A 21,477-nucleotide genomic window follows, 5' to 3' on the forward strand; every position below is an offset into this window, starting at 1 on the left:
AGTATGGTGCCGACAGCCGCACGAATGGGGGATGCGTGCGGGTGCCGGCACTTGCGCACCGGTTTGGGGGAAACCGGAGCATAACAACTGTACTAATATTCGGCCGTCAATGGAAGTGGGCTTACTGTCCCGCCTCAGCGAGGATGAGCTCGAGGTTTCGCGCATCATGGGCGAAGCGGCCCAGGAAGAGGCCGTCCACCTCGGGCTGGAGTCGCGGTAGCAGACCCGGACCGGCGCTTCCGCCGTAGATGACGGTGATCCCTTCGGGCAGCTCCGCCTTCATCCGGGCCACCACTCCCCGCACGTGTTCGGCACCGGCCGGCTCGGCTGCACCGATGGCCCACACCGGTTCGTAGGCGAGGACGGGAACCGGACCGGTGGCGCTGACGCCCGCCGTTGCAACCTGCTCAAGGCAGAACTGCGCGGCATCCTCCATGGACGTCCGCTCGAGCTCGCCGACGCACAACAGCGGCGTGATGCCGTTCCGCTGCGCCGCTGCCACCTTCGCGGCGGTCACGCCGTCATCCTCACCAAAGTACCGGCGTCGTTCTGCGTGTCCGAGCTCGACGAGCTCCACACCCATCTCGGCGAGGAAAGCCGGGCTGACCTCACCGGTCAGGGCGCCGGAGTCCTGGTCGCTGGCGTTCTGCGCCCCGACCTTCACGGGAGTACCCCGCGTCAGCCGGAGCGCAGTTTCAAGCACGGGGAACGACGGCGCCACGAACAGTTCCACCCGCCCGTCCTGTACCGCGGGGCTCGCCTGGGCAATGCGCACCACCTCTCCAAGCCAGGCACAGGACGCGGCGTAGCCGAGGTACATCTTGGTACTGATGCCGATAGTGACCGGCCGTCCGGACCGCGCCGACAGATCCTCAGACAAGGGTTCAGACAAGGGTCTTCGACGCCCGTAAACGCGAACCGATCGCCGCTGCCAGCTCGAACGCGTGCTCAGTCGCTCCGAGGTTCGCGATGTTCTTCCCCACGATGTCGAATGCGGTGCCGTGCGCCGGCGTCGCAATCACAATCGGCAGGCCGCCCTGGATGGTGACGCCGCGGTCGAAGCCAATGAGCTTCATCGCGATCTGGCCCTGGTCGTGGTACATGGTGACGACGCCGTCGAAGTCGCCCCGCTTGGCCGCAAGGAACACGGTGTCGGACGGGAACGGGCCCTGGGCGTTGATTCCCTCCGCTACCGCGTCGGCGATACCCGGAGCGATCTGGTCAATCTCTTCCCGGCCGAAGTTGCCGTTCTCACCGGCGTGCGGGTTCAGCGCGCAGACTGCCACCCGTGGGGATTCGAGGCCGGAGTCGGACAGAACGCCGTGCAACAGGCGGATGGCGGCAGTGACGTTCTCCGGGGTGATGCGCTCGGCTACCTCGCTGATCGGGATATGCGAGGTAACCCGGGCGGTCCACAGCCCGGGAAGGACATTGAGTTCGCTGGTGGTGCCGGTGTAGTTGAGCTCCTTGGCGAACCAGCGCAGTTCGTCCTCTTCATTCATGCCGCCCAGCTTGAGGCTGGTCTTGTTCAGCGGCGTGAAGAGGATGGCCTCCACCTTGCCCTCGTTGGCGAGTGCGACGGCGCGGCGCAGCTGATGCATGGTGCGCTCCCCTGCCGCCTGGGACACCTCGCGGACCGTGATGGGCTCGGCGGGAGCCGAGTTGTCATCGAGCAGCACGGCGAACCCGGGAGCGGGCTCATCAGCAAGGGGTACGGTGACGCCGGCTGCTGCGGCTGCAGCTTCAACCTCGGCACGATCAGCCAGCACGTAGACCTCAGCGACCTGCGTGGTCTCGGGCTTTGCGAGCAGCTTGACGGCCAGTTCCGGGCCGACGCCGGCCGGATCACCGAGGGTCAGGGCAATACGGGGGCGGTTCTGAACTTCTGCAGTCATGGGGATCAGTCTTTCTCGTAGGAGCAGATGGCGTCGACCTTGCCGGCTGACGCGGACTGGGGATCAAACGTATAGCCAACCCATTCGCGGGCGAGCCTGCGGGCAAGCTCGAGCCCGATGACCCGTTGGCCCATGGTGAGGATCTGCGCGTTGTTACTCAGCACCAGGCGCTCGACGGAGAAGCTGTCGTGCGCAGTGCCGGCACGTACGCCCTTGACCTTGTTGGCGGCAATAGCGACGCCCAGTCCGGTGCCGCAGATCAACAGGGCGCGGTCAGCGTCGCCCGACTGGATCTTGCGTGCGGCGTCGACGGCAATGTGCGGGTAATCGGTATTTTCACTTCCGGTGATACCGACGTCGATCACCTCACCGACCCGCTCGTCTGCCTGGAGATCCGCCTTGAGGGCGTCCTTGTATTCGAGTCCGGCGCTGTCGCATCCGACGACGATCCGTAGTTTCTCGCTCATGAGAGTACGTCTTCCTTCCTTGCAGAATCCTTATGTGCTGCCCCGACCGTGGCCACCACCATCGCGAGGGACACGGCCCCCGCATCCGGATGCCCGAGGCTCTTTTCAGCAAGAGGCCGTGCCCTGCCCATTCGGGGGCGGAGATTGGCTGTCTCCGCTGCCGCTGCTTCGGCGCGGGAAGCCGCGGTATCCCAGGCCTGGCCAAGGTCGGTGCCGGCGTCGACCGCGTTCCGCAGGGTTTCGGCGAAGGGAATGAGCGCGTCGAGCATGGTCTTGTCGCCCAGTTGAGCCTTCCCGAGCGAAACCATCGCCTCGAGCGCGGCATCAACCGCGGCAGCGACTGCCTGCGGAGTGAGGGATTCCTCGTCCTGCAGCACCCGTCCGACTGCCGTGATGGCCGCACCCCAGAGGGCTCCGGACGTGCCGCCTGCTTTCTCGGCCCAGGCGGCACCGGCTTCGCGGAGCAGCCTGCCCACGCCGTGCCCGGCATCCTGCGAGACCGCTGCGGCAGCCGCCGCTCCCTCAGCCCCGCGTGCCATGCCGATGCCATGGTCTCCGTCACCGGCGATGGCGTCCAACCGCCCGAGGTCGTGCTCGGCTTCGGTGAGCATGGTGCTGACCAGCCCGAGCAGGCGCGCGGCAGCCGGCGCCGCCTCGTGCTGCCACTGCCCCTCGTCGGAGAAGAGCTCCTCCTCGTCGAGATTCGCGACGTCGTTGGTGTCCAGTTCCGCGCTGATGGCACCCTTGCGGTAGGCGGGCGTATTGGCCGGAGCGGCCCACCAGCGTTCCAGTTCGTCGTCGAGCCAGAAGAAGGTCAGCGAGAGGCCGGACATGTCCAGGCTCGTGACGAGCTCTCCACACTCCGGTTCGACGATGGTGAGCCCTTCGCGCTCCAGCAAGCTGGAGACTTTCCCGAAGAGAACGAACAGCTCCTCGTACTTGACCGTCCCCAGACCGTTCAGGATGATGCTCAGGCGGGTGCCGGCGTCGTGCGGCTTGTCCGCCAGCAGACGGGTGACCAGCAGCTCGGCGAGTTCATCCGCCGTCGGCAGTTCCGCCTCGGAAATGCCGGGTTCGCCGTGGATGCCCAGCCCAATGGACATGGTTCCTTCAGCCACGGTGAAGAGCGGCTCATCCGCACCTGGCAAAGTGCAGCCCGCGAACGCAACGCCCAGCGAACGGGTTCGGGCGTTGGTCCGCTGTGCAAGTTCCTCGACCTCATCCAGGGTGAGTCCTGCCTCAGCGGCCGCTCCGGCGACCTTGAAGACCGTGAGATCACCGGCAATACCGCGCCGCTTCGTCATCTCATCCTGCGGTGCGCTCGCGATGTCATCGGTCACGACGACGGTGCGCACATCGATCCCCTCGGACCGAAGCTGCTCCTGGGCGAGGCCGAAGTGCAGCACGTCGCCCGCATAGTTGCCGTAACTCAGGAGGACGCCGCCGCCGCGGTGAGTGGCGCGGGATACCCGGCGGATCTGCGACGCCGAGGGAGAGGCAAAGATGTTTCCGCACACTGAGCCGCTGGCCAGGCCGGGACCTACCAAGCCGGCGAATGCGGGATAGTGGCCGGATCCGCCGCCCACGACGAGCGATACCTGTCCATCCTTCATGGCCGTGGCGCGGACAACTCCGCCGTCAACACGCCGGACGTACTGGCGGTTCGCCGCAACGAAGCCGGTGAGCATGTCCTCGGCGAAGGTTGCTGCGTCTGAACGTAACGCGGTCATGATGCGACCTCCTGGATAGTGCGCTTGGATCGGTCCGGGGCGGTGGCTGGTGTGCGAACCTCCGGGAGCAGGCTCTGCAGGTAGCGCCGGTTGGTGGCGCTCACGCCGAGTCCGTCGCCGCCGTAGTGCTCACAGCAGAAGACGCCGTTGAAGCCGAGGGCCAGCGCCTCGCGGATTGCGGTGCGGTAGTTGATGAATCCGTATTCGAGCGGCGCCGGGGCCGAAGTGACGAGGCCGGTCTCCGGATTCTCGTCCCGGAAATAGTTCTTGACCTGCCAGTAGTTGGTGTACGGGAGGGTCTTGCGGAGCATCTCCTGCCAGTCCTCGATGGGACGGTGCAGCCTGACGAGGTTCCCGATGTCCGGGTTGAGACCAACGTTGTCCAGCCCGATGTCCTCGATGAGCTGGACGGCGCTGTCCGCGGTTCCGAGGAACGTGTCCTCGTACAGCTCGAGCGAGACAACCATCCCGTATTCGGCAGCGTGCCGGCCGATCTCCCGGAAACGTTCGACGGCGAGGTTCCAGACCTCACGGTCTTCCAGTGGGTCGGCGGCGCCCTTCGCGGTCCAGAACCAGAGGCGCTCACGCTGCTCCTGCGTCAGGGGCTGGTGCAGTCCCAGTGACAGGGTTCCGGTTCCCAGTGCGACGGCGGACTCGATGCTCCTATGCACATACTCAAGGTTTGCTTCGCCGGACTGCGGATCGATGACGCTCGTGCGAACGATGGACAGCGCGGGGGCACTGAGGTCCGCTTCGGTGAGCGTGTCGCGGAACTCGGTCAGACGACGGGCGCTGAGGTTTCCCGGCTTGAGCCAGCTGTCGGTGAGGTCCACGCAGTCGAATCCGACCTCGCGCACCTGCCGAAGGGTGTCCAGCCAGACGTCTGCCGACGCGTCCTGGACGGAGGTTCCGTCAGGGAGGGTTCCGGGAAACTGCAGCAGGGCAGCGGCGATCGGCCAGTCCGATCGCGTGTACCCGTTATTTTCATACATGGGTGAGCCCTTTGCTCTTGTTGCGCTGGGAGCGCCGGATGCCGCCGATGATGGTGGGGCCGACCGCGAGCAGCAGCGCAAAGATGAGGATGGAGACGGCGATCGGGCTCTGGAAGAGGATGCCGAAGTTACCCTGGCCGAGGGCCGAGGTCTGGACGAGTGACTTCTCGAACAGCGGGCCGAGCACGAGGCCCAGCACCAGTGGAGCGATGGGAAGGTCCAGTTCCTTCATGAAGAAGCCGATAATGCCGAAGATCACCACGAGCCACACGCTGAACATGTTGTTGCTCACCGAGTAGGCGCCAATGAGGCTGGTCAGGACGATGATCGGGTACAGGTAGGCGTAGGGGATCCGCAGCATCTGTGCGAACACCGGAGCCAACGGCAGGTTCAGGACCAGCAGCATGACGTTGCCGATGAAGAACGAGACCAACAGGCCCCACACGAGCGTGGGCTGCTGTTCGAAGAGCAGCGGGCCGGGCTGGAGTCCGTAGATCGTGAACGCACCAAGCAGGACGGCGGTGGTACCGCCGCCGGGGATGCCCAGGGCGAGCGTGGGCACGAAGTTGGCGTTGGCTGCCGCATTGTTGGCGCTTTCCGGGGAAGCGACGCCTTCGATGGCTCCCTTGCCGAAGTTCTCCTTGTTCTTGGAGAGACGCTTCTCGATGCCGTAGGACATGAAGGAGGCCAGGGTCGATCCGGCACCCGGCAGGCAGCCGAGCAGGAAGCCGATGAAGCTGCCGCGGATGATCGAGGGTCCTGACTTTGTCAGTTCTTTGCGGCTGATGACCATGTCCTTGAACCGCGCCTTGATAGGCGCTGCGGCTCCGACACGGATCTGGTGCAGTACTTCGCCCAGTGCGAAGAGACCGATCATCACTTCAACGAAGGGGATTCCGCCCAGCAGGTTGACGTTCCCGAACGTGAAGCGGGCGTCGCTGAAGCCCGAAGCCACACCGACGGTGGAGATCAGCAATCCAGCGGCGGCCATCATGAGGCCCTTGCGCATGGATCCACCGGCGAAGCTCACCACGGTGATCAAACCGAGGATCATGATGGCCAGGTTCTCGACCGGACCGAAGTTGAGCGCGAACTGTGCGAATGGCGGAGCGAGGGCCATCAGCAGCGCCAGCGAGATGATCGCTGCAATGAAGGAACCGATTGCGGCGATAGCGAGGGCTGCGCCGGCTCGTCCGTTCCTCGCCATCTGATAGCCGTCCAGCGTTGTGACAACGCTCGCGGCTTCACCCGGTGTGGAGATCAGGACAGACGTGATGGTTCCGCCATACTGCGCACCGTAGTAGATGCCGGCCAGCATGATCAGCGCCGTTACCGGCTCCATTCCGAGGGTAAGCGGAATGAGGATGGCAACACCCGTGGTGGATCCGAGCCCGGGCATGAGCCCGATCACGGTGCCGACGAGAACGCCGACGAAGCACCAGAGGAGGTTTTCGACTGTGAGGGCTGTTGAAAAGCCCAGCATGAGGTTTTCCCACATAGCGTTCCTCCTAGATTCCGAGGATGCCGGTAGGCAGCGGCACGCGCAGGAACAAGACGAAGATTCCGTACGCAGCAGCCAGGGCTATGGCGCTCACAAGGATGGATGGCAGGAGCCGGCGCCGTTCGACGACTACTGCGATGACAACGAGCATGAGGGCGAAGGCGACCACGAATCCGAGAACCGGTACCAGCAGCACGGTGGCCAGGATGATCCCGATAACCATGAGCAGCATGCGGTCGCGCTGCTTGCCGGAGCGCCCGTAGATATCGAGATCGCTCTCCGGTTCCGCAACCGGTTCAAGAGTTTCGGCGGCTTCGATGTGGACGGTCTCGAGCAGCGTCGATTCCTTCTCCGAGTTCCGAAGGGAGCCAACGACGTCGAGCAGTGCGAAGAGGGCCATGGCACCTCCAACGAGGACGGGCAGGAAGCCCGCGGCGATCCGCCCGTCCTCGATGAAGCCGTAGCCGAAGCCACCGATGACGGCGGCGACGCCGATGAACGCAATGATCAGGCTCGCCACCGCCTTGCGGAGGTTGGCGCCGGTGATGGTGGAAGTCATTACTCGCCCAGCACTGCCGTCAGGTCGGCGTTGTTGCCTTCGAGGTAGGTGACGAAGTCGTCGCCGTAGGAGGCATTGGCCTGCATGAGGTTCTCCTCGATGTAGGTCGTGTAGGCCTCGGACTTCTCGAATTCCTTGGCAGCATCGATCCAGTACTGCTTGGCCTCCTCGGAAATTCCGCCGGGTGCAATGAGGCCGCGGAACTGCGCGAAGGCAACGTCGATGCCCTGCTCTGCAGCGGTCGGAATGTCGGCGAGTGCCTCATACTCGTAGCGTTCCTCGGCAACAGCGCAGAGGGGCTTCAGGCTGCCGGCCTCGAGCTGTCCCAGGACCTCGCCCGGGTTGACGGAGATGACGTCGACCTGACCGCCCAGGAGGCCGGTCACCACTTCACTGCCTGATTCAAAGGGGACGCGGTCGAACTCGACGCCGGTCTCCTGCTCGATGAGCGTGAAGACGATCTCGTCGAGGCTGGTAGCTCCGGAGACGGCGGCGATCACGCGGCCGTCTTTTGCTGCTTCCACAACATCGGAGCAGCTTTCGAACGGTGAGTCCGGGGCCACAGTGACGACGGTGTAGTCGTCGCCGAGCTTCATGATGGGTGTGAAGCTCTCGTACGTGAATTCGACGTCCTGCGTGATGGGCAGCGCGAGCATCGCGGTTTCTGTGGCCAGCAGGTGGTTACCGTTACCCTGTTCAGCCAGGAACTGCGAGTAGCCCACAGCGCCGGATCCACCTTCGCGGTTGACGGTGTTGATGTTCACGCCGGTGATTTCTTCAAGGCCACTGGCGATGGCGCGACCGGAGAGGTCGCTTCCGCCGCCTGCACCGAAAGGCACTGTCATGGTCACGTCGCCCGTGGGTTCGAAGCTGCCATCGGCTGCTTCGCCCGCCTGGCTTGCTGAACCGCAGGCCGACAGGGCAAGGGCTCCCGTGGCGAGAAGGCCTGTGAGCTGGAGCTTCCTGTTGAACATCCGTTATCTCCTTTGATAAATGTGCGCCTCGGACGGCTTGCGAGTCGTTTCGGGATGGACCCGATCGAATCGTAGATAAAAAATCCTATTGGATCTACGAAGAGTGTGACATATGGAACAGCTACATGCAATGGAAGGTGAAATTGATGACGCGGCGGCGGCGAGTGTGCCTAGTTCTCCTCGGCGAGCGCCCGCTTCTGGGCGCCCCGAATGTGCCGGTCCATCGCTTCGGAAGCAGCCGATCCATCCCCGCGTTCGAAGGCCTGGAGGATCTCCGCGTGCTCGGCAATAGCCAGACTCATGTCATCCGACCCGTGACGGGCGGACTGCCTCAACCTGTGCGTATGGGTACTTGCCATCTGGGCCATCTGCTGAAGGAAGCGGTTACCGCAGTGGCGCAGGATGGTCTCGTGAAAATTCCAGTCCGCCTCAAAATAGCGGCGGTACTCCCCCAGCCGGGATTGGCTGTCAGCGTTGCGAAACCCCTCCGCCGCGCTCTGGTGCTGATCATGCGCCTCACGGAGCTCAGCCACCAGTTCATGATGGGCAGACGCCGCCCGTGTCGCCGCCGCCACCTCGACGACGAGTCGGGCATCGAACAGCTCCCTCATCTGCTGGACACTGAGTGGGGGCGCTACGCGATAGCCCTTGAGTGCGGCGCGACTGACCAACCCCGTGTGTTCGAGCTGAACGAGAGCTTCCCGGATAGGGGTGGGAGAAACTTCGAGACGGCGGGAAAGGGAGTCGATGCCGAGTGGAGCACCGGGTTCGAATTCACCGGCCAACAGCATCTCGAGCAAGATGTCATAGACCCCGTCACGGAGTGCCCTGCGGGACAACGGTGAGTGGGACGAGACGCTACTTTGGGCCTTCATACCTCCGAGTCTACCCGAGCCGGGGCAAAATCCTACATGATGTAGGATTCAACGCCTCCCGTGAAGTCAGGCAGACAGCCGGCCTTTCGCAACGGGATGGACAGGGTGCTCCTTGCGGGCCTGCTGCTTGCGCGACTCATCCTTGCGGGTATGGTCCATCACGGGACCGGTTCCGGCGATTTCGCGAATAACGTCGATGCCCTCGATAGCCGCCTGCTTCGTCGGAAAGTAAGCAGAGACCGCGACAAGGGTGCCGTCCTCGGCCATTAGCTTGAGCCGGTACCCATGATCATGGGCGTCAACCAGCTTGAAGAATCCAGACACGCTCTTACCTCCCTGTAAGTACGCCTCAACATTCCCATGGTAGTAAGCCCGCTTGCGATCTGGTTAGTCATCGCCGGTCACAATTCGGCGACGGGCACTCAACAGTTCAAGCTCCGGTCTGCCTGCGACAAACCGCTCCACGGCATCGAGCACGTCGACCACGTGCCTGCGGTCGCCGGAAACCAGCCCCACTCCCACCGTCGCGCGGCGATGCAGGTCCTGCGAATCCACCTCTGCGACCGACACATCGAAGCGCCGCCGCACCTCCGCCACCAGCGGCCGGACCAGTGAGCGCTTCCCTTTCAGGGAGTGCACGTCCCCCAACAGGAGATCGAACTCGACAGTCCCTACCCACACGTCAGGTCACCTGCCGCGGGAGGCAAGGGCCGCCACCAACGACGACGGCGCATTCCTCGCCACGAACGCCAGCACCTTGTAGCGCTTGCTGGGGATGGACACCGCCTTCCCTGCCGCAAGGTCCTTCAGCGCTTCCCGGACAACGTCCTTCGCCTGCAGCCACATCCACGGCGGTACGGACGCCTTGTCCATCCCCATCCGGTCGTGAAACTCCGTATGAACAAATCCTGGACACAGTGCCATTACCGTAATGCCCCGCTTGCGGTACGCGAAGTTCGCCCACCTGCTGAAGTTGATCATGGCTGCCTTCAGCGCACTGTAGGTGCCCCTCGGCGTGAACCCGGCGACGCTCGCCACGTTGATAATCCGTCCGGATCCGCGTGCCAGCATGCCCTGAAGGGCGGCGTGGCTGAGAGCCAGCGGAACGGTGAGGTGGATGGCGGCATGATTCAATTCGTCCTCAAGCCGGTTTTCCTCGAAGGATTTGGCCAGCCCATAGCCGGCATTGTTCACCAGGGTGGAAACTGGCTCCGCATCGTCCCGCAGTCTGTCGAGAACGCGGCGCAGGCCGTCGTCGTCGTGCAGGTCAGCCACCAGCACCTCAACCGGAACACCGAAGCGTGAGCGCAGCGCTGCTGCTTTCTCCTCCAGCCGGGAGGAATTCCTCGCCACCAGGACCACCCCCGCACCCCGCGCCGCGAACTGCTCCGCGAACTCGGCCCCGAGTCCGGCCGTCGCACCCGTGATCATCACCCTGTCAGCCATCGTTTTCCCTTATCAGGTGGGTATTCGAGCAGTAAAATGAGAGTGCTGGTTGAGCGCGGTTTGCGCTCCTCCAACGGCGGTGCATGCGGTGCGCCTCTCCTGACGTCTCGCGGCACAGCGAAGAGTCATATTCACACACTAGGAGGGGAGATGACTACCGCATCACACCACGCACATGATTTCCATGTGACGCGCGACCACGTTCGCAGCGCCTCGATGGGGATGGGAGTAGTTTTCCTGCTGATGGGGATCCTCGGGCTCATCCCGGGAATCACCGCACAATACGATTCCATGGCTTTCGCATCCGGTTCCGAGGCGATGCTCCTGGGCGCGTTCCAGGTGTCCGTCCTGCTCAATCTGGTGTACCTGGCCATGGGAGCCGCCGGAGTCTGGATGAGCCGCGGAGTGCTATCGGCTCGCAACTTCCTGATCGGGAGCGGCGTCGTCCTGCTCATCATGTGGCTGTACGGACTGATTGTCGGTGATTCTGCAGCCAACGTCCTGTCCACGAATGCCTCAACGAACTGGCTGAATCTAATCCTCGGCATCATCGCCGTCGGTCTGGGTGCAGCTTATTCGATGCGGCACCGCGGAAGCCGGGCCATCTAGCAATTCAGCTCCATGAATCATGCCCCACCGGGAGACCGGCGGGGCATAATTTTGTACGAGTGGAATATTTATCAAACCGGTATCATCGCCGGCCTGCCCGCCCTAGACTGACCGCGAGGCCACACTGCTGACGCTCGGGTCGGTCACGGCCTTGTGAAGGGACGTTCGACGACGAACGTCCACCAATCTGAGAGGGAGCACCATGTCAGGAAACAGGGCTGTGGCCTATAAGGGCCCCGGCAAGGTTGAAGTCATCGATACCGACTACCCGACGTTCGAGCTGCAAGACGGACCGGGAGTCAATCCAGCCAATGTCGGCCGGAAAGTCAATCACGGAGTCATCCTCAAGACTGTGGCCACCAACATCTGCGGGTCGGACCAGCACATGGTCCGCGGACGCACCACAGCGCCGTCGGACCTTGTCCTCGGACACGAAATAACCGGCGAGGTGGTCGAGGTCGGAAGCGATGTCGAGTTCATCAAGAAGGGCGACATCTGCTCGGTTCCGTTCAACATCTCGTGCGGCCGCTGCCGGAACTGCAAGGAGCGCAAGACCGGCATCTGCCTCAACGTCAACCCCGACCGGCCCGGCAGCGCCTATGGCTATGTGGACATGGGCGGCTGGGTGGGTGGCCAGGCCGAGTACGTGCTCGTCCCCTATGCCGACTGGAATCTGCTGAAGTTCCCGGATCGGGATCAGGCGCTGGAGAAGATCCTGGACCTGACCATGCTCTCCGACATCTTCCCGACCGGCTACCACGGCGTGTACACGGCCGGAGTCACCACCGGCTCAACCGTCTACATTGCCGGTGCTGGGCCGGTTGGGCTGGCCGCGGCGCTGTCCGCGCATCTGCTGGGTGCTGCCGTCGTCATCGTAGGTGATCTCAATGAGGAGCGGTTGGCGCAGGCACGCACCTTTGGCTGCGAGACGGTGGACGTCTCCAAAGGTGACCCCAAGGACCAGATCGAGCAGATTCTCGGAGTACCGGAAGTGGACTGCGGCGTAGACGCGGTCGGATTCGAGGCACGCGGTCACGGCAAGGACGCCTCGCACGAGGCTCCCGCGACGGTACTCAACTCGTTGATGGGCATCACCGCTGCTGGTGGCGCATTGGGCATTCCGGGACTGTACGTCACCGGCGACCCGGGCGGCATCGACGAGGCGGCGAAGGTCGGATCGCTCTCGATCTCCCTGGGTACCGGATGGGCCAAGTCCCTGTCCTTCACCACCGGACAGTGCCCGGTCATGCGGTACAACCGTCAGCTGATGATGGCGATCCTGCATGACAAGGCGCATATCGCAAAGGCTGTGAACGCCAAGCCGATTCCGCTGGATCAGGCGCCGCAGGGCTATGAGGAGTTCGACAAGGGCGCTGCCACCAAGTACGTGCTGAACCCGAACGGCTACATCGCCGCCTGAGGTTGCCGCCCCGTCGAGTTGGCAGGACACGCCCCTCATCCCCCAAGGGGGTGTGTCCTGCCGACTCATGGGTCTATCCGAAGAGGCCCTTGCCCTCGAACGGGGCCAGCCGCTGCTTCTGCTCAGGAGAGAGCCGCAGCAGCGATCCTGAATCGCCGTCAACAAAGGCCAGCGTGGTGTGGGCTTTCACGCAGACCCGGTCCGTAACGGGGTCAAGAAGGCGGTAGGCAATGTCCAGGCTGGCGGCTTTGATACCGGCGATCCACACCTGAACCTTCAGCGGCACGTTCCGGTAGTCGAGCGTCGCCGTGTATCTGATGCGGTGCTCCACAACAAGCGCTTGCACCCCGGTGGCCACCGAGGAGAACAGGTCAACGGGCGGGGTTTCCCCCGGCGCTCCTGTTCCTCCGGGCGGCCCGAACGCATGAATGCGCGCCTCCTCAAGCAACCGCACCACCTCGACGTTGTTGATGTGCCCATAGGCGTCCATGTCTCCCCATCTCATCGGGATCTCACAGGTGATCGTCTGGTGCGCGTCCATCCCTATGTTCTACAGTGGTCGACAGGGCTTCAGCCACTCGAAAACGAGAAGCGCACGGGCGTCCTTCGTCAAGCACCGAAACATCTCGATTTGGCAACGATTCGAAAACCCTCTACGGTGGGAGGGAACCCCCTTTCGGGAAATCACAAAGCAGACGGTGTTTCTACCGCTGCCACATAATGCCCTGGTGCTGCCCCTCCACCGCACGTTGCTCGTCCGGCAGACACCACAGACAAGACCACTGATCAGTCAAGGGTGAGCAACGGCGCAAAGATGTCCGGGGACGGAACGAGTGCAGGTGGCCTTTTGGAGCATCGAATCCCATGAAGAATCAGAAACTCAGCCTTAACGCGCGCCGCGGCCTTGCAGCGGCAGCCCTTGTTGGTGTCGGTCTCGGTGCCTCCGCTGGTGCAGCCAACGCTGCTCCGGCCAGCACCTGGGACGCCCTCGCACAGTGCGAAAGCGGCGGAAACTGGGGCATCAACACCGGTAACGGCTTCTCCGGCGGCCTGCAGTTTACCCCGCAGACCTGGGCCGGCTTCGGTGGACAGGGAGCCCCGCAGGATGCCAGCCGTGCAGAGCAGATCGCCGTTGCTGAGCGCGTTCTTGCCGGCCAGGGTTGGGGCGCATGGCCCGCATGCTCGGCCAAGCTCGGCCTGACCGCCGGCGCCAACCCTACTCCGATCCCGGCTGCTCCCGCACCGGCCCCGGTGCAGGTCCAGTCCCAGCAGGTTGAGGTGCAGGCTCCGGTTGAGGTCCAGGCACCCGTTGTTGAGGCACCCGTCGTTGAGGCGCCCGTTGTGGAGGCCCCTGCGGCTCCCGCTGCTCCTGCTGTTGCGCTCTCGGGCGACACCTACACCATCCAGTCCGGCGACACCCTCAGCACCATTGCTGAGAAACTCGGCATCGAGGGCGGCTGGCAGGCCCTGTACCAGGCCAACGCTGACACCCTCATCCACGCCGACCTCATCTTCACCGGCGACGTTCTGCAGCTGCCTGCCTAAGGCAACAGCTAACGCTCAAGAACCCCGCAACACGTTGTTGCGGGGTTCTTTTGCGTCTGTGGGTCCCCTTGGGGGACTTGTGACCGGTCTAGCGCGGCGGGACCAGTCCTGCAGCACGCAGTGCCTCCGCCATTGCGCTGTTCGCAGGAGCCGGAGCAGCCTTTCCGCCCTGCTTCTGGGCACCCTGCTTTTGGGCACCCGGCCTCTGGGCACCCGGCTTGGAACTTCCTCCCGGCGTGGGGCTTCCGCCTTGACCGCCGGACGAACGACGCCGGCGGTCCTCCCCTCCCCCGGTTCGCGCCTCCCGCGCGGGCTTGGGTCCACGAGGCGTGGCGTCGTCGTTCAGTTTCAGGCTGAGCGAGATCCGCTTCCGGTCAGGATCCGCTTCCAACACTTTCACCTTCACGACCTGGCCGGACTTCACGACCTCGTGGGGATCGCTGACGAAGCGGTCGGCCATGGCCGATACGTGTACCAACCCGTCCTGGTGCACCCCGACGTCGACAAAGGCGCCGAAGGCTGCCACGTTGGTCACCACGCCGTCGATGATCATGCCCGGACGCAAGTCCGAGATCTTCTCGACGTCAGCGAAGGACGCCGTGACGAACGCCGGCCGCGGATCCCTGCCCGGCTTCTCCAGTTCAGAAAGAATGTCCTGCAGGGTGGGCAGGCCAACGGTGTCATCGACGTACTGGGCGAGGTTCAGCGACCGGAGTGAGCCGCCGGCGTCGTGCACCATGCGCCGTGCCACGGGATACGCTTCCGGGTGCACGCTGGAGGCATCCAGCGGCTCATCGCCGTTAGGGATGCGAAGGAAGCCGGCGCACTGCTCGAAAGCCTTCGCGCCGAGCCTCGGCACCTTCAGGAGGTCGGCCCGGCGGGCGAAAGGTCCATTGGCGTCCCGGTGGGCAACAATATTCTCGCTGAGCAGGGTTCCGACGCCGGCCACCCGGGTGAGCAACGACGGTGACGCCGTATTGACGTCCACGCCGACCGCATTCACGCAGTCCTCGATGACGGCATCGAGTGAGCGCTCCAGCTTTGCAGGGCTGACGTCGTGCTGGTACTGGCCGACACCGATGGACTTCGGGTCGATCTTCACCAGTTCGGCCAGGGGATCCTGCAGCCGCCGGGCAATGGACACCGCCCCGCGCAGGGACACGTCGAGGCCCGGCAGCTCCGCTGAAGCCAGCGCTGACGCCGAGTACACGGATGCCCCGGCTTCGGACACCACGAGCTTGTGCAGGGTTCGCCCCGGCAGGAGCGAGATCAGTTCCGACGCAAGCTTGTCCGTCTCCCGCGAGGCGGTGCCGTTGCCGATTGCGATGAGTTCGACGTCGTGCCCGGTCACCATGCGCGACAACGTGGCAAGTGCGTCGTCCCACTTTTTCGCCGGTGCATGCGGGTAGATCGTTGCGGTCTCCAGAACCTTGCCGGTTCCGTCGACGACGGCCACCTTGACGCCGGTCCGCAAGCCTGGATCGAGCCCGATCGTGGTGCGGCTGCCCGCGGGCGCCGCGAGCAGCACGTCCCGGAGGTTGGCGGCAAAAACGCGTACTGCCTCGGTCTCGGCCTCCACGAAGAGCCTGACGCGCAGGTCGATCGACAATTTCGCGAGAAGGCGGCGCCACGCCTGTTGAACAGTGGCCATCAGCCAGGCGTCAGCCGGCCGACCCTGGTCGGCGACACCGAGGAAGGCCGCCACGGAGTTCTCGAAACGACGACGGGCACGCAGTGCCGCCTCTGCATCCGTGGTGTCCGCCTCGGTAAGCGTGAGCTGCAGAACACCCTCCTTCTCACCGCGCAGGAGCGCCAACACGCGGTGCGACGGCATCGCGGACGGCGCCTGCGTGAAGTCGAAGTAGTCGGCGAACTTCTGGCCCTCGGCCTCCTTGCCCGGAACAACCCGTGAGGTCAGCCGTCCCTGCTTCCAGAGGCGCTCCCGCAGGTCGGCCAGCAGATCTGCGTCCTGCCCGGCACGTTCGACGAGCAGTGCGCGGGCTCCCGCGAGGGCGTCGTCGGCGGTGGGCACGGCCTCATTCAGGTAGCGGCCTGCCTCGGCTATCGGGTCGAGGGAGGGATCGGCCAGCAGCGCGTCGGCGAGCGGTTCCAGCCCCGCTTCGCGTGCGATCTGCGCTTTGGTGCGCCGCTTGGTCTTGAACGGCAGATAGATGTCCTCCAGCCGAGCTTTGGTGGTGGCGCTGACGACGGCGGCGCGGAGTTCATCGGTGAGCTTGCCCTGGGCTTCGATCGATTCGAGCACGGCCGCGCGTCGGTCCTCCAACTCACGCAGGTAGCGCAACCGTTCCTCAAGCTCGCGCAGCTGGGCGTCGTCGAGCGTCCCGGTGACTTCCTTGCGGTAGCGGGCGATGAACGGGACTGTCGATCCGCCGTCGAGCAGTTCGACGGCGGCCTTGACCTGCCACTGCTGAACGCCGAGCTCGGCAGCGAGTTGTTCGAAGATGGTTGTAGGGGTACTCATTGGTGCACTCACGCCTGCCATTGTGGCATCGACCGCCGACAACGAGGGAATGCGGCTGGAGCCGTTCGGGGCCGGCATAGCAAACCGCCGATGATTTCCCAGCGTGAGCTGCGTCTGCTCTATGAAGGCGGGACAAGCGACGGAAGCAGCACACACAGCGTGGAGGATGAGGGATGACAAGCAACTGGGACACAGTCCACCGTGAACGCCGCATGCTCGCTGAGGATTTGGCTCTACTGTCCGAACAACAGTGGGCTACCGCTTCCCTGTGTGAGGGCTGGGACATTCACGACGTCGTTGCTCACCTGACAGGGTCTGCGAAGACCACGCGGCGCAGCTTCTGGATCTCGTTGATCCGGTCCGGCTTCAGTTTCGACAGGGCAAACGCGCGCGAAGTGGCTACCGAGCGAGCTACCTCACCCGTAGAAACCCTCGCCCGTTTCCGGGCAACAATCACCAGCACGAACACGCCTCCGGGTCCTTTCATCACCCGCCTCATCGAGATAGTCGTGCACGGAGAAGACATCCGGCAACCCTTGGGCATCACCAGACCGGGACTGCCAAAGCTGGAGGATGCCCTGCACTATGTCGCCGGAAATCGACTTGACGGAGGCAGGAAACGCTTGGCGGGGCTTGAAATCTCTGCAACGGATGAGGGATTCACAATCGGTTCGGGCGAGAGCGTGCGGGGGCCGGCCCTTTCACTTCTCCTGGCGGCCTCCGGACGGCCGGAGGGCCTGCGGGAGCTGCAGGGCGCGGGCGTCGTACTCCTGACCGAGCGGTTGAATGCGGTCTCTAGGACTAGACGCAGCCCTCACGGTCCAGCTCCACGATCAGCGGATGGGTGCCCGTGAATGTCTGTCCGCCGGTCGAGTAATCGACCGTTATGCCCTGTGCCGAGCCCGCATCAGCACCGTCAGCGATCGAGACGGCAACCACAAGGTTCACGTACTCATGCGTGGTGATGTTGTAACCCTCGGCCGGCACCGGTTCAACGGGACCGGCAGGTGCGGGCGCTACGGTGGCGGGCGCCGGCTCGGCGCTGTGTGTACCGTGACCTCCGCCGCCGTCGTCGTCGTGGGCTTTATGGTGACCGTCCCTGTTGGCCGTAGACACCTCTGCGCTGACAAGGGCGAGGTTTTCAGGGTCCTGCAGGGAGACGTCGTCGAGGGTGAAGGTTTGCAGCGCCTCGTTGTGCACAAGGACGGTGAACTCCTGAAAGCCGATGTCGGGCTGGGTGTAGCAGAGGGTCGCGCCGTTCTCCGCAAGGTTCAGTGGGTCATCGCCGACCTCCGCCGCGACAGGCTGCTGCACGGCGCTCACTGAGTCCTGCGAGCGCGGCGAGTTGACGTCAAGCGGGTTCTCCTCGACAGGCATGCAGCCGCTGGTCAGGAGCGCAGCGAGGAGTGCTCCTGCTGCGAGTGCTGCCGATCGAACCGCCATGTTCCAACCATTTCCTGTAGATGCGTTTACCTGTGTTCGGCGACACAGCCCGCCCGGATGGGTCCTAAACCTAAGCAGAACCAGTTTTACAACCCGCTTAAAACCGTTTTACCAACGAAAGTGTGACCCGGATCATTGATGGAAAGACCCTCAAAGGAGTTACGCATCATGGCCCTTTCCCCTCACGAAGACCTGGCACCGCGGGTAGTCACCCTCGGAACGGCCGGCGGTCCACGCTGGTGGACAGGAGAAAACGCCGGCCAACGCGCGGGCATTGCGACCGCCGTGGTCGTCGGCGGTTCCACGTACCTGGTGGACGCCGGCCACGGTGTCGGCAGGCAGCTCATGCTGGCCGGGCTACCCATCAATTCTCTGCGCGGAGTCTTCGTCACGCACATGCACTCGGACCACACCATCGATCTCGGCTCGCTTGCCATCTTCGGCCTCTTCACCTTCCAGGACGGACAGCGTCCCGTGCGGATTGTCGGCCCAGGCGACCGGGGAGCCTTGCCCCCGGTGTCGCCGCGGGCAGCGGTGCCCCCTACCCCGGTCTTCCCTCTGAGCCCGACGCCGGGAATCACCGAGATGTTCACGAACCTGATGCGGGCCCACGCCACGGACCTCAATGACCGGATCCTCGACGCCCTGCGCCCGTCTCCGTTCGACTACTTCATCCCGGAGGACATCTCGATTCCGGACCCCGCGTACCACCCCAACTCGAATCCGACTCCCGCCGGCATGTTGCCGTTCACCGTGTATGAAGATGAGCTGGTCACCGTGACTGCCACTCTTGTGCAGCATCCCCCGGTGGCCCCAGCCTTTGCTTTTCGGTTCGACACCGCCGCCGGCTCCGTTACCATTTCCGGCGACACAGCTCCCTGTGAAAACCTCGTCCGGCTTGCCCGCGGCACCGACCTGCTTCTGCACGAGGCAATCGATTTCGACTGGGTTCACCGTACTTACGCGAGCAGCGGCAGCGAAGTGGGCCAGGCATCCATCGACCACCACCGCAAGTCGCACACGAGCCCGGAAGACGCCGTCGACCTCGCCAACCGGGCCGGCGCACGGACGCTCGCGCTGCATCACCTGGTGCCCGGCACAACACCCCGGTCCGTCTGGGAACGCGCCGGCGCACAGTTCAACGGAACCTTCCTCATCCCCGACGACCTTGACTCCATTCCCTTTGGCAACTCCCCAACAGCCCATACCCTCGAAGAAGCGGGAGCAGTACGATGACCAGCACCATGACACAAACGCAGGCTGTCAACGAAGACAGCCTCAATACGAAACACATGCGCCGGATCCTGGCGTCCAGCTTCATCGGCAGCGCTATAGAGTTTTACGACTTCATCCTGTACGCGATGGCGGCGTCGATTGTCTTCAACCAGGTGTTCTTCTCCAACCTTGACCCCGCCGTCGGCTTGTTCGCCTCCTTCGGCACCTTGGCTGTCGGGTATGTGGCACGGCCGCTGGGTGGGCTCATCTTCGGTCACTTCGGGGACCGGGTGGGCCGAAAGACCGTCCTCATCATCTCGATGACCCTGATGGGTGTCGGGACCACCATGATCGGGCTGCTCCCCACGACGGCGCAGATCGGTATGGCCGCCCCCATCCTGCTGGTGGCCCTGCGAATCCTGCAGGGCATAGCTGTCGGCGGCGAATGGGGTGGCGCCATGCTGGTTGCACTGGAGCATTCGCCGGCCAAACGCCGTGGCTTTGCGGCGAGCTTCGCAAATATGGGTGGCCCGGCCGGCGCAGTGCTCGCCACGCTGACCATTTCCGCGTTCTCCCTGTTGCCCGAGGACGCGTTCATGTCCTGGGGCTGGCGGGTCCCGTTCCTGCTGAGCGTTGTCCTGATCGGGGTTGGCCTGACCATCCGCCTGAAGGTCGCAGAGACGCCGCTGTTCCTCGAACTGGAAAAGAAAGCGGAGAAGAAGAAACTTCCGTTCGTGGAGGTCTTCCGCACCTACCCCCGCAACCTGGTCCTGGGTACGCTCGCGGGAATGAGCTCCTACACTGTGCAGGGTCTCATGACCGTCTGGGCAGTCTCCTACATCATCGATGCCGGCGTAGACACCACCCATGTGCTGAACATCAAGGCGATCGGAGCAACACTCACCATCATTGCCATCTGGTTCGCGGCGAAGGCCAGCGACCGGTTCGGCAGGCGGCCGGTCATGCTCGTGGGAATGGTGGCGGGCGCCGTGCTGGCCTATCCCATCCTGTGGCTGCTGCAGACCGATACCCTGTGGGGGTTCGCGATCGGACTGTTCCTTGCCAACGGCATCATCCAGGGCACCATCTTCGGACCGTTCGGAGCCTTCGTCGCGGAGCTCTTCCCGACCCGCATGCGCTACACCGGAGCGTCCCTCACCTACCAGAGCGCTTCGACGCTGGGCGCAGGCTTCACCCCGATGATCGCCTCGGGACTGGTTCTCGTCGCCGGCGGTGAGCTGTGGCTGGTGGGCCTGGTCTGGGTTCTCTCCTTCGTTGTTGCAGCCGTGTGCATCCTCATGACGAAGGAAGGCAAGGACGCCGATCTCTCCGGCGAAATGAAGTAGTCCCCCTCGCGCGAAGTACGACGACGGCACTCCCTGAGCGCCGTCGTCGTACTTCGTGCGCCGGGTACTTCGCTAGGCGTTGTCCGCGCAGTAGTCCATCAGCGCATCCAGCCGTCTACTGACCTGGGGCGAGTCAGGGAAGGCGAAACAGATGTCGCTGTGGCGGATACTGCCGTCGATCGGCACGCAGACCAGTGGCAGCCCGTCGTAGCTCACGTCCTGGGCCGGTCGTTGGACAAGTACCGTGTATCCGAGACCGCGGGCCACCATGCCCCTAACCGCTTCGAAGCTCGTCGACCTCCAGGCAATCTTAGGTTCCAGCCCCGAATTGCGCAGGTTGGGCAGCTGGTTGTCACGGACCGACGGGATGTCCAGCAGCACCATGTCCTCGTCGGCCAGCTCCGGCAGTGAGATCGCCTGCCGGCCCGCGAGCGGGTGATCGGCAGCGAGCAGAATGTACGGCCTGCCTTCCTTGATCACGCGAGTGCGCAGCCCTGGGCGAACGTGCAGGGTATGGGTAAGCACTGCATCCAGACGGCCCTCCCCCAGTTGATCCTGCAGCTCGGCGGGGGATCCCTCGACGATGGTCAGCCTGAGCTTGGGATTGGGTGCAGCGAATCCTGCGGTGATCAGCGGCACCCAGAACGCAGAGAGGTTGGTGTAGCAGCCGACGGCGAGGGGTCCGGCCAGCGTGCCGGCCGATTCGGTGACGGAGGCTTCCAGTTCCTCGGCGTGACTCAGCAGGGCGCGCGCATCAATCAGAAACCGGCGGCCCGCGCTCGTGAGCGTGACTCCCTTGGCCTTGTGCCGCACGAGCAATCGCGTGCCCAGCGCTTTCTCCAGCTCGGTCACGGCCAGCGACATACCGGCCTGCGAGACGTGGTTCAGTTCGGCTGCCCTGCTGATCGAGCCGCTGTCGGCGACGGCGACGAAGTGTTGAAGCTGCCGCAACGTGTAGCGCAACATAACCCAAGCTTA

General features: G+C 64.0%; 22 protein-coding genes. 6 read left to right on the forward strand and 16 right to left on the reverse strand.

Translation table 11 applies throughout. From position 1 onward, the window contains the following. Window positions 1–121 precede the first annotated feature (121 nt). From RIF85_RS05860 to RIF85_RS05915, 12 genes are all read right to left on the reverse strand, one after another. Window positions 122–880, reverse strand: a complete 759-nt coding sequence (locus RIF85_RS05860) for a triose-phosphate isomerase family protein (protein WP_309070978.1) — start codon at window positions 878–880, stop codon at window positions 122–124. A gap of 4 nt (window positions 881–884) precedes the next feature. Continuing rightward, on the reverse strand, window positions 885–1,895 hold the full coding sequence (locus RIF85_RS05865) for a 4-hydroxythreonine-4-phosphate dehydrogenase PdxA (RefSeq protein WP_309070979.1): 1,011 nt from the start codon (window positions 1,893–1,895) through the stop codon (window positions 885–887). Window positions 1,896–1,900: 5 nt separating this feature from the next. Next, window positions 1,901–2,362, reverse strand: coding sequence for a ribose-5-phosphate isomerase (locus tag RIF85_RS05870; protein WP_309070980.1), 462 nt, complete (start codon window positions 2,360–2,362; stop codon window positions 1,901–1,903). Continuing rightward, window positions 2,359–4,092, reverse strand: a complete 1,734-nt coding sequence (locus RIF85_RS05875; RefSeq protein WP_309070981.1) for a dihydroxyacetone kinase family protein — start codon at window positions 4,090–4,092, stop codon at window positions 2,359–2,361. The genes RIF85_RS05870 and RIF85_RS05875 overlap by 4 nt, the downstream gene beginning before the upstream one ends. Beyond that, on the reverse strand, window positions 4,089–5,084 hold the full coding sequence (locus RIF85_RS05880) for a sugar phosphate isomerase/epimerase family protein (RefSeq protein WP_309070982.1): 996 nt from the start codon (window positions 5,082–5,084) through the stop codon (window positions 4,089–4,091). The genes RIF85_RS05875 and RIF85_RS05880 overlap by 4 nt, the downstream gene beginning before the upstream one ends. After that, window positions 5,077–6,582 (reverse strand): tripartite tricarboxylate transporter permease, encoded by a 1,506-nt coding sequence (locus tag RIF85_RS05885; RefSeq protein WP_309070983.1) that lies wholly within the window; start codon window positions 6,580–6,582, stop codon window positions 5,077–5,079. The genes RIF85_RS05880 and RIF85_RS05885 overlap by 8 nt, the downstream gene beginning before the upstream one ends. 10 nt (window positions 6,583–6,592) lie before the next feature. Beyond that, the gene (locus RIF85_RS05890) at window positions 6,593–7,144 is read right to left on the reverse strand and encodes a tripartite tricarboxylate transporter TctB family protein (RefSeq protein WP_309070984.1); all 552 of its coding nucleotides are present in this window, start codon (window positions 7,142–7,144) and stop codon (window positions 6,593–6,595) included. Next, on the reverse strand, window positions 7,144–8,118 hold the full coding sequence (locus RIF85_RS05895; RefSeq protein ID WP_309070985.1) for a tripartite tricarboxylate transporter substrate binding protein: 975 nt from the start codon (window positions 8,116–8,118) through the stop codon (window positions 7,144–7,146). Before RIF85_RS05895 ends, RIF85_RS05890 begins: the two co-directional genes overlap by 1 nt. Window positions 8,119–8,288: 170 nt before the next feature. After that, window positions 8,289–8,993 carry a GntR family transcriptional regulator gene (locus RIF85_RS05900; protein WP_309070986.1) on the reverse strand — a complete coding sequence of 235 codons (705 nt, stop codon included), beginning with the start codon at window positions 8,991–8,993 and terminating at the stop codon, window positions 8,289–8,291. Window positions 8,994–9,059: 66 nt separating this feature from the next. Beyond that, window positions 9,060–9,317, reverse strand: a complete 258-nt coding sequence (locus tag RIF85_RS05905; protein ID WP_309070987.1) for a DUF1508 domain-containing protein — start codon at window positions 9,315–9,317, stop codon at window positions 9,060–9,062. Between the two features lie 63 nt (window positions 9,318–9,380). Then, on the reverse strand, window positions 9,381–9,674 hold the full coding sequence (locus tag RIF85_RS05910) for a DUF503 domain-containing protein (RefSeq protein WP_309070988.1): 294 nt from the start codon (window positions 9,672–9,674) through the stop codon (window positions 9,381–9,383). A 6-nt stretch (window positions 9,675–9,680) separates the two neighbouring features. Next, on the reverse strand, window positions 9,681–10,439 hold the full coding sequence (locus RIF85_RS05915) for an SDR family oxidoreductase (protein ID WP_309070989.1): 759 nt from the start codon (window positions 10,437–10,439) through the stop codon (window positions 9,681–9,683). 150 nt (window positions 10,440–10,589) lie between these two features. On the opposite strand from RIF85_RS05915, the gene RIF85_RS05920 reads away from it, so the two are divergent. Together RIF85_RS05920 and fdhA are read left to right on the forward strand one after the other, a co-directional pair. Continuing rightward, the gene (locus RIF85_RS05920) at window positions 10,590–11,048 is read left to right on the forward strand and encodes a DUF4383 domain-containing protein (protein WP_309070990.1); all 459 of its coding nucleotides are present in this window, start codon (window positions 10,590–10,592) and stop codon (window positions 11,046–11,048) included. Window positions 11,049–11,250: 202 nt separating this feature from the next. Next, window positions 11,251–12,468, forward strand: coding sequence for a formaldehyde dehydrogenase, glutathione-independent (fdhA, locus tag RIF85_RS05925; RefSeq protein ID WP_309070991.1), 1,218 nt, complete (start codon window positions 11,251–11,253; stop codon window positions 12,466–12,468). 73 nt (window positions 12,469–12,541) lie between these two features. Here fdhA and RIF85_RS05930 read toward each other — a convergent pair whose 3' ends face one another. Further along, window positions 12,542–13,009: a thioesterase family protein gene (locus tag RIF85_RS05930; RefSeq protein WP_309070992.1), complete on the reverse strand. Its 468-nt coding sequence runs from the start codon at window positions 13,007–13,009 to the stop codon at window positions 12,542–12,544. 323 nt (window positions 13,010–13,332) lie between these two features. Here RIF85_RS05930 and RIF85_RS05935 point away from each other — a divergent pair, with 323 nt between their 5' ends. Beyond that, the gene (locus tag RIF85_RS05935) at window positions 13,333–14,013 is read left to right on the forward strand and encodes a transglycosylase family protein (protein ID WP_309070993.1); all 681 of its coding nucleotides are present in this window, start codon (window positions 13,333–13,335) and stop codon (window positions 14,011–14,013) included. Between the two features lie 88 nt (window positions 14,014–14,101). On the opposite strand, the gene RIF85_RS05940 is transcribed toward RIF85_RS05935, so the two are convergent. Continuing rightward, window positions 14,102–16,495 (reverse strand): Tex family protein, encoded by a 2,394-nt coding sequence (locus tag RIF85_RS05940; protein ID WP_309070994.1) that lies wholly within the window; start codon window positions 16,493–16,495, stop codon window positions 14,102–14,104. 212 nt (window positions 16,496–16,707) lie between these two features. Here RIF85_RS05940 and RIF85_RS05945 point away from each other — a divergent pair, with 212 nt between their 5' ends. Continuing rightward, complete coding sequence (locus RIF85_RS05945) at window positions 16,708–17,349, forward strand: maleylpyruvate isomerase family mycothiol-dependent enzyme (RefSeq protein ID WP_309071007.1); 642 nt, start codon at window positions 16,708–16,710, stop codon at window positions 17,347–17,349. On the opposite strand, the gene RIF85_RS05950 is transcribed toward RIF85_RS05945, so the two are convergent. Then, window positions 17,297–17,938, reverse strand: a complete 642-nt coding sequence (locus RIF85_RS05950) for a hypothetical protein (protein WP_309070995.1) — start codon at window positions 17,936–17,938, stop codon at window positions 17,297–17,299. The genes RIF85_RS05945 and RIF85_RS05950 overlap by 53 nt on opposite strands. 168 nt (window positions 17,939–18,106) lie before the next feature. Between RIF85_RS05950 and RIF85_RS05955 the strand changes: the two genes are divergently transcribed. Then, on the forward strand, window positions 18,107–19,174 hold the full coding sequence (locus tag RIF85_RS05955) for an MBL fold metallo-hydrolase (RefSeq protein WP_309070996.1): 1,068 nt from the start codon (window positions 18,107–18,109) through the stop codon (window positions 19,172–19,174). A gap of 8 nt (window positions 19,175–19,182) precedes the next feature. Continuing rightward, window positions 19,183–20,499: an MFS transporter gene (locus RIF85_RS05960; RefSeq protein ID WP_309070997.1), complete on the forward strand. Its 1,317-nt coding sequence runs from the start codon at window positions 19,183–19,185 to the stop codon at window positions 20,497–20,499. Window positions 20,500–20,571: 72 nt separating this feature from the next. Here RIF85_RS05960 and RIF85_RS05965 read toward each other — a convergent pair whose 3' ends face one another. Next, window positions 20,572–21,465 carry a LysR family transcriptional regulator gene (locus RIF85_RS05965; protein WP_309070998.1) on the reverse strand — a complete coding sequence of 298 codons (894 nt, stop codon included), beginning with the start codon at window positions 21,463–21,465 and terminating at the stop codon, window positions 20,572–20,574. Window positions 21,466–21,477 lie beyond the last annotated feature (12 nt).

The organism is Arthrobacter sp. (assembly GCF_031179385.1).
Taxonomy (GTDB): domain Bacteria; phylum Actinomycetota; class Actinomycetes; order Actinomycetales; family Micrococcaceae; genus Arthrobacter_D.

Bases quoted from the DNA above. Each gene is read 5' to 3' on its own strand.
- RIF85_RS05900 (WP_309070986.1), bottom strand. From the start codon at position 8,993: ATGAAGGCCCAAAGTAGCGTCTCGTCCCACTCACCGTTGTCCCGCAGG.
- RIF85_RS05885 (WP_309070983.1), bottom strand. From the start codon at position 6,582: ATGTGGGAAAACCTCATGCTGGGCTTTTCAACAGCCCTCACAGTCGAA.
- RIF85_RS05955 (WP_309070996.1), top strand. From the start codon at position 18,107: ATGGCCCTTTCCCCTCACGAAGACCTGGCACCGCGGGTAGTCACCCTC.
- RIF85_RS05950 (WP_309070995.1), bottom strand. From the start codon at position 17,938: ATGGCGGTTCGATCGGCAGCACTCGCAGCAGGAGCACTCCTCGCTGCG.
- RIF85_RS05880 (WP_309070982.1), bottom strand. From the start codon at position 5,084: ATGTATGAAAATAACGGGTACACGCGATCGGACTGGCCGATCGCCGCT.
- RIF85_RS05895 (WP_309070985.1), bottom strand. From the start codon at position 8,118: ATGTTCAACAGGAAGCTCCAGCTCACAGGCCTTCTCGCCACGGGAGCC.
- RIF85_RS05890 (WP_309070984.1), bottom strand. From the start codon at position 7,144: ATGACTTCCACCATCACCGGCGCCAACCTCCGCAAGGCGGTGGCGAGC.
- RIF85_RS05915 (WP_309070989.1), bottom strand. From the start codon at position 10,439: ATGGCTGACAGGGTGATGATCACGGGTGCGACGGCCGGACTCGGGGCC.
- RIF85_RS05935 (WP_309070993.1), top strand. From the start codon at position 13,333: ATGAAGAATCAGAAACTCAGCCTTAACGCGCGCCGCGGCCTTGCAGCG.
- RIF85_RS05875 (WP_309070981.1), bottom strand. From the start codon at position 4,092: ATGACCGCGTTACGTTCAGACGCAGCAACCTTCGCCGAGGACATGCTC.
- RIF85_RS05965 (WP_309070998.1), bottom strand. From the start codon at position 21,465: ATGTTGCGCTACACGTTGCGGCAGCTTCAACACTTCGTCGCCGTCGCC.
- RIF85_RS05960 (WP_309070997.1), top strand. From the start codon at position 19,183: ATGACACAAACGCAGGCTGTCAACGAAGACAGCCTCAATACGAAACAC.
- RIF85_RS05945 (WP_309071007.1), top strand. From the start codon at position 16,708: ATGCTCGCTGAGGATTTGGCTCTACTGTCCGAACAACAGTGGGCTACC.
- RIF85_RS05920 (WP_309070990.1), top strand. From the start codon at position 10,590: ATGACTACCGCATCACACCACGCACATGATTTCCATGTGACGCGCGAC.
- fdhA (WP_309070991.1), top strand. From the start codon at position 11,251: ATGTCAGGAAACAGGGCTGTGGCCTATAAGGGCCCCGGCAAGGTTGAA.
- RIF85_RS05870 (WP_309070980.1), bottom strand. From the start codon at position 2,362: ATGAGCGAGAAACTACGGATCGTCGTCGGATGCGACAGCGCCGGACTC.
- RIF85_RS05930 (WP_309070992.1), bottom strand. From the start codon at position 13,009: ATGGACGCGCACCAGACGATCACCTGTGAGATCCCGATGAGATGGGGA.
- RIF85_RS05865 (WP_309070979.1), bottom strand. From the start codon at position 1,895: ATGACTGCAGAAGTTCAGAACCGCCCCCGTATTGCCCTGACCCTCGGT.
- RIF85_RS05940 (WP_309070994.1), bottom strand. From the start codon at position 16,495: ATGAGTACCCCTACAACCATCTTCGAACAACTCGCTGCCGAGCTCGGC.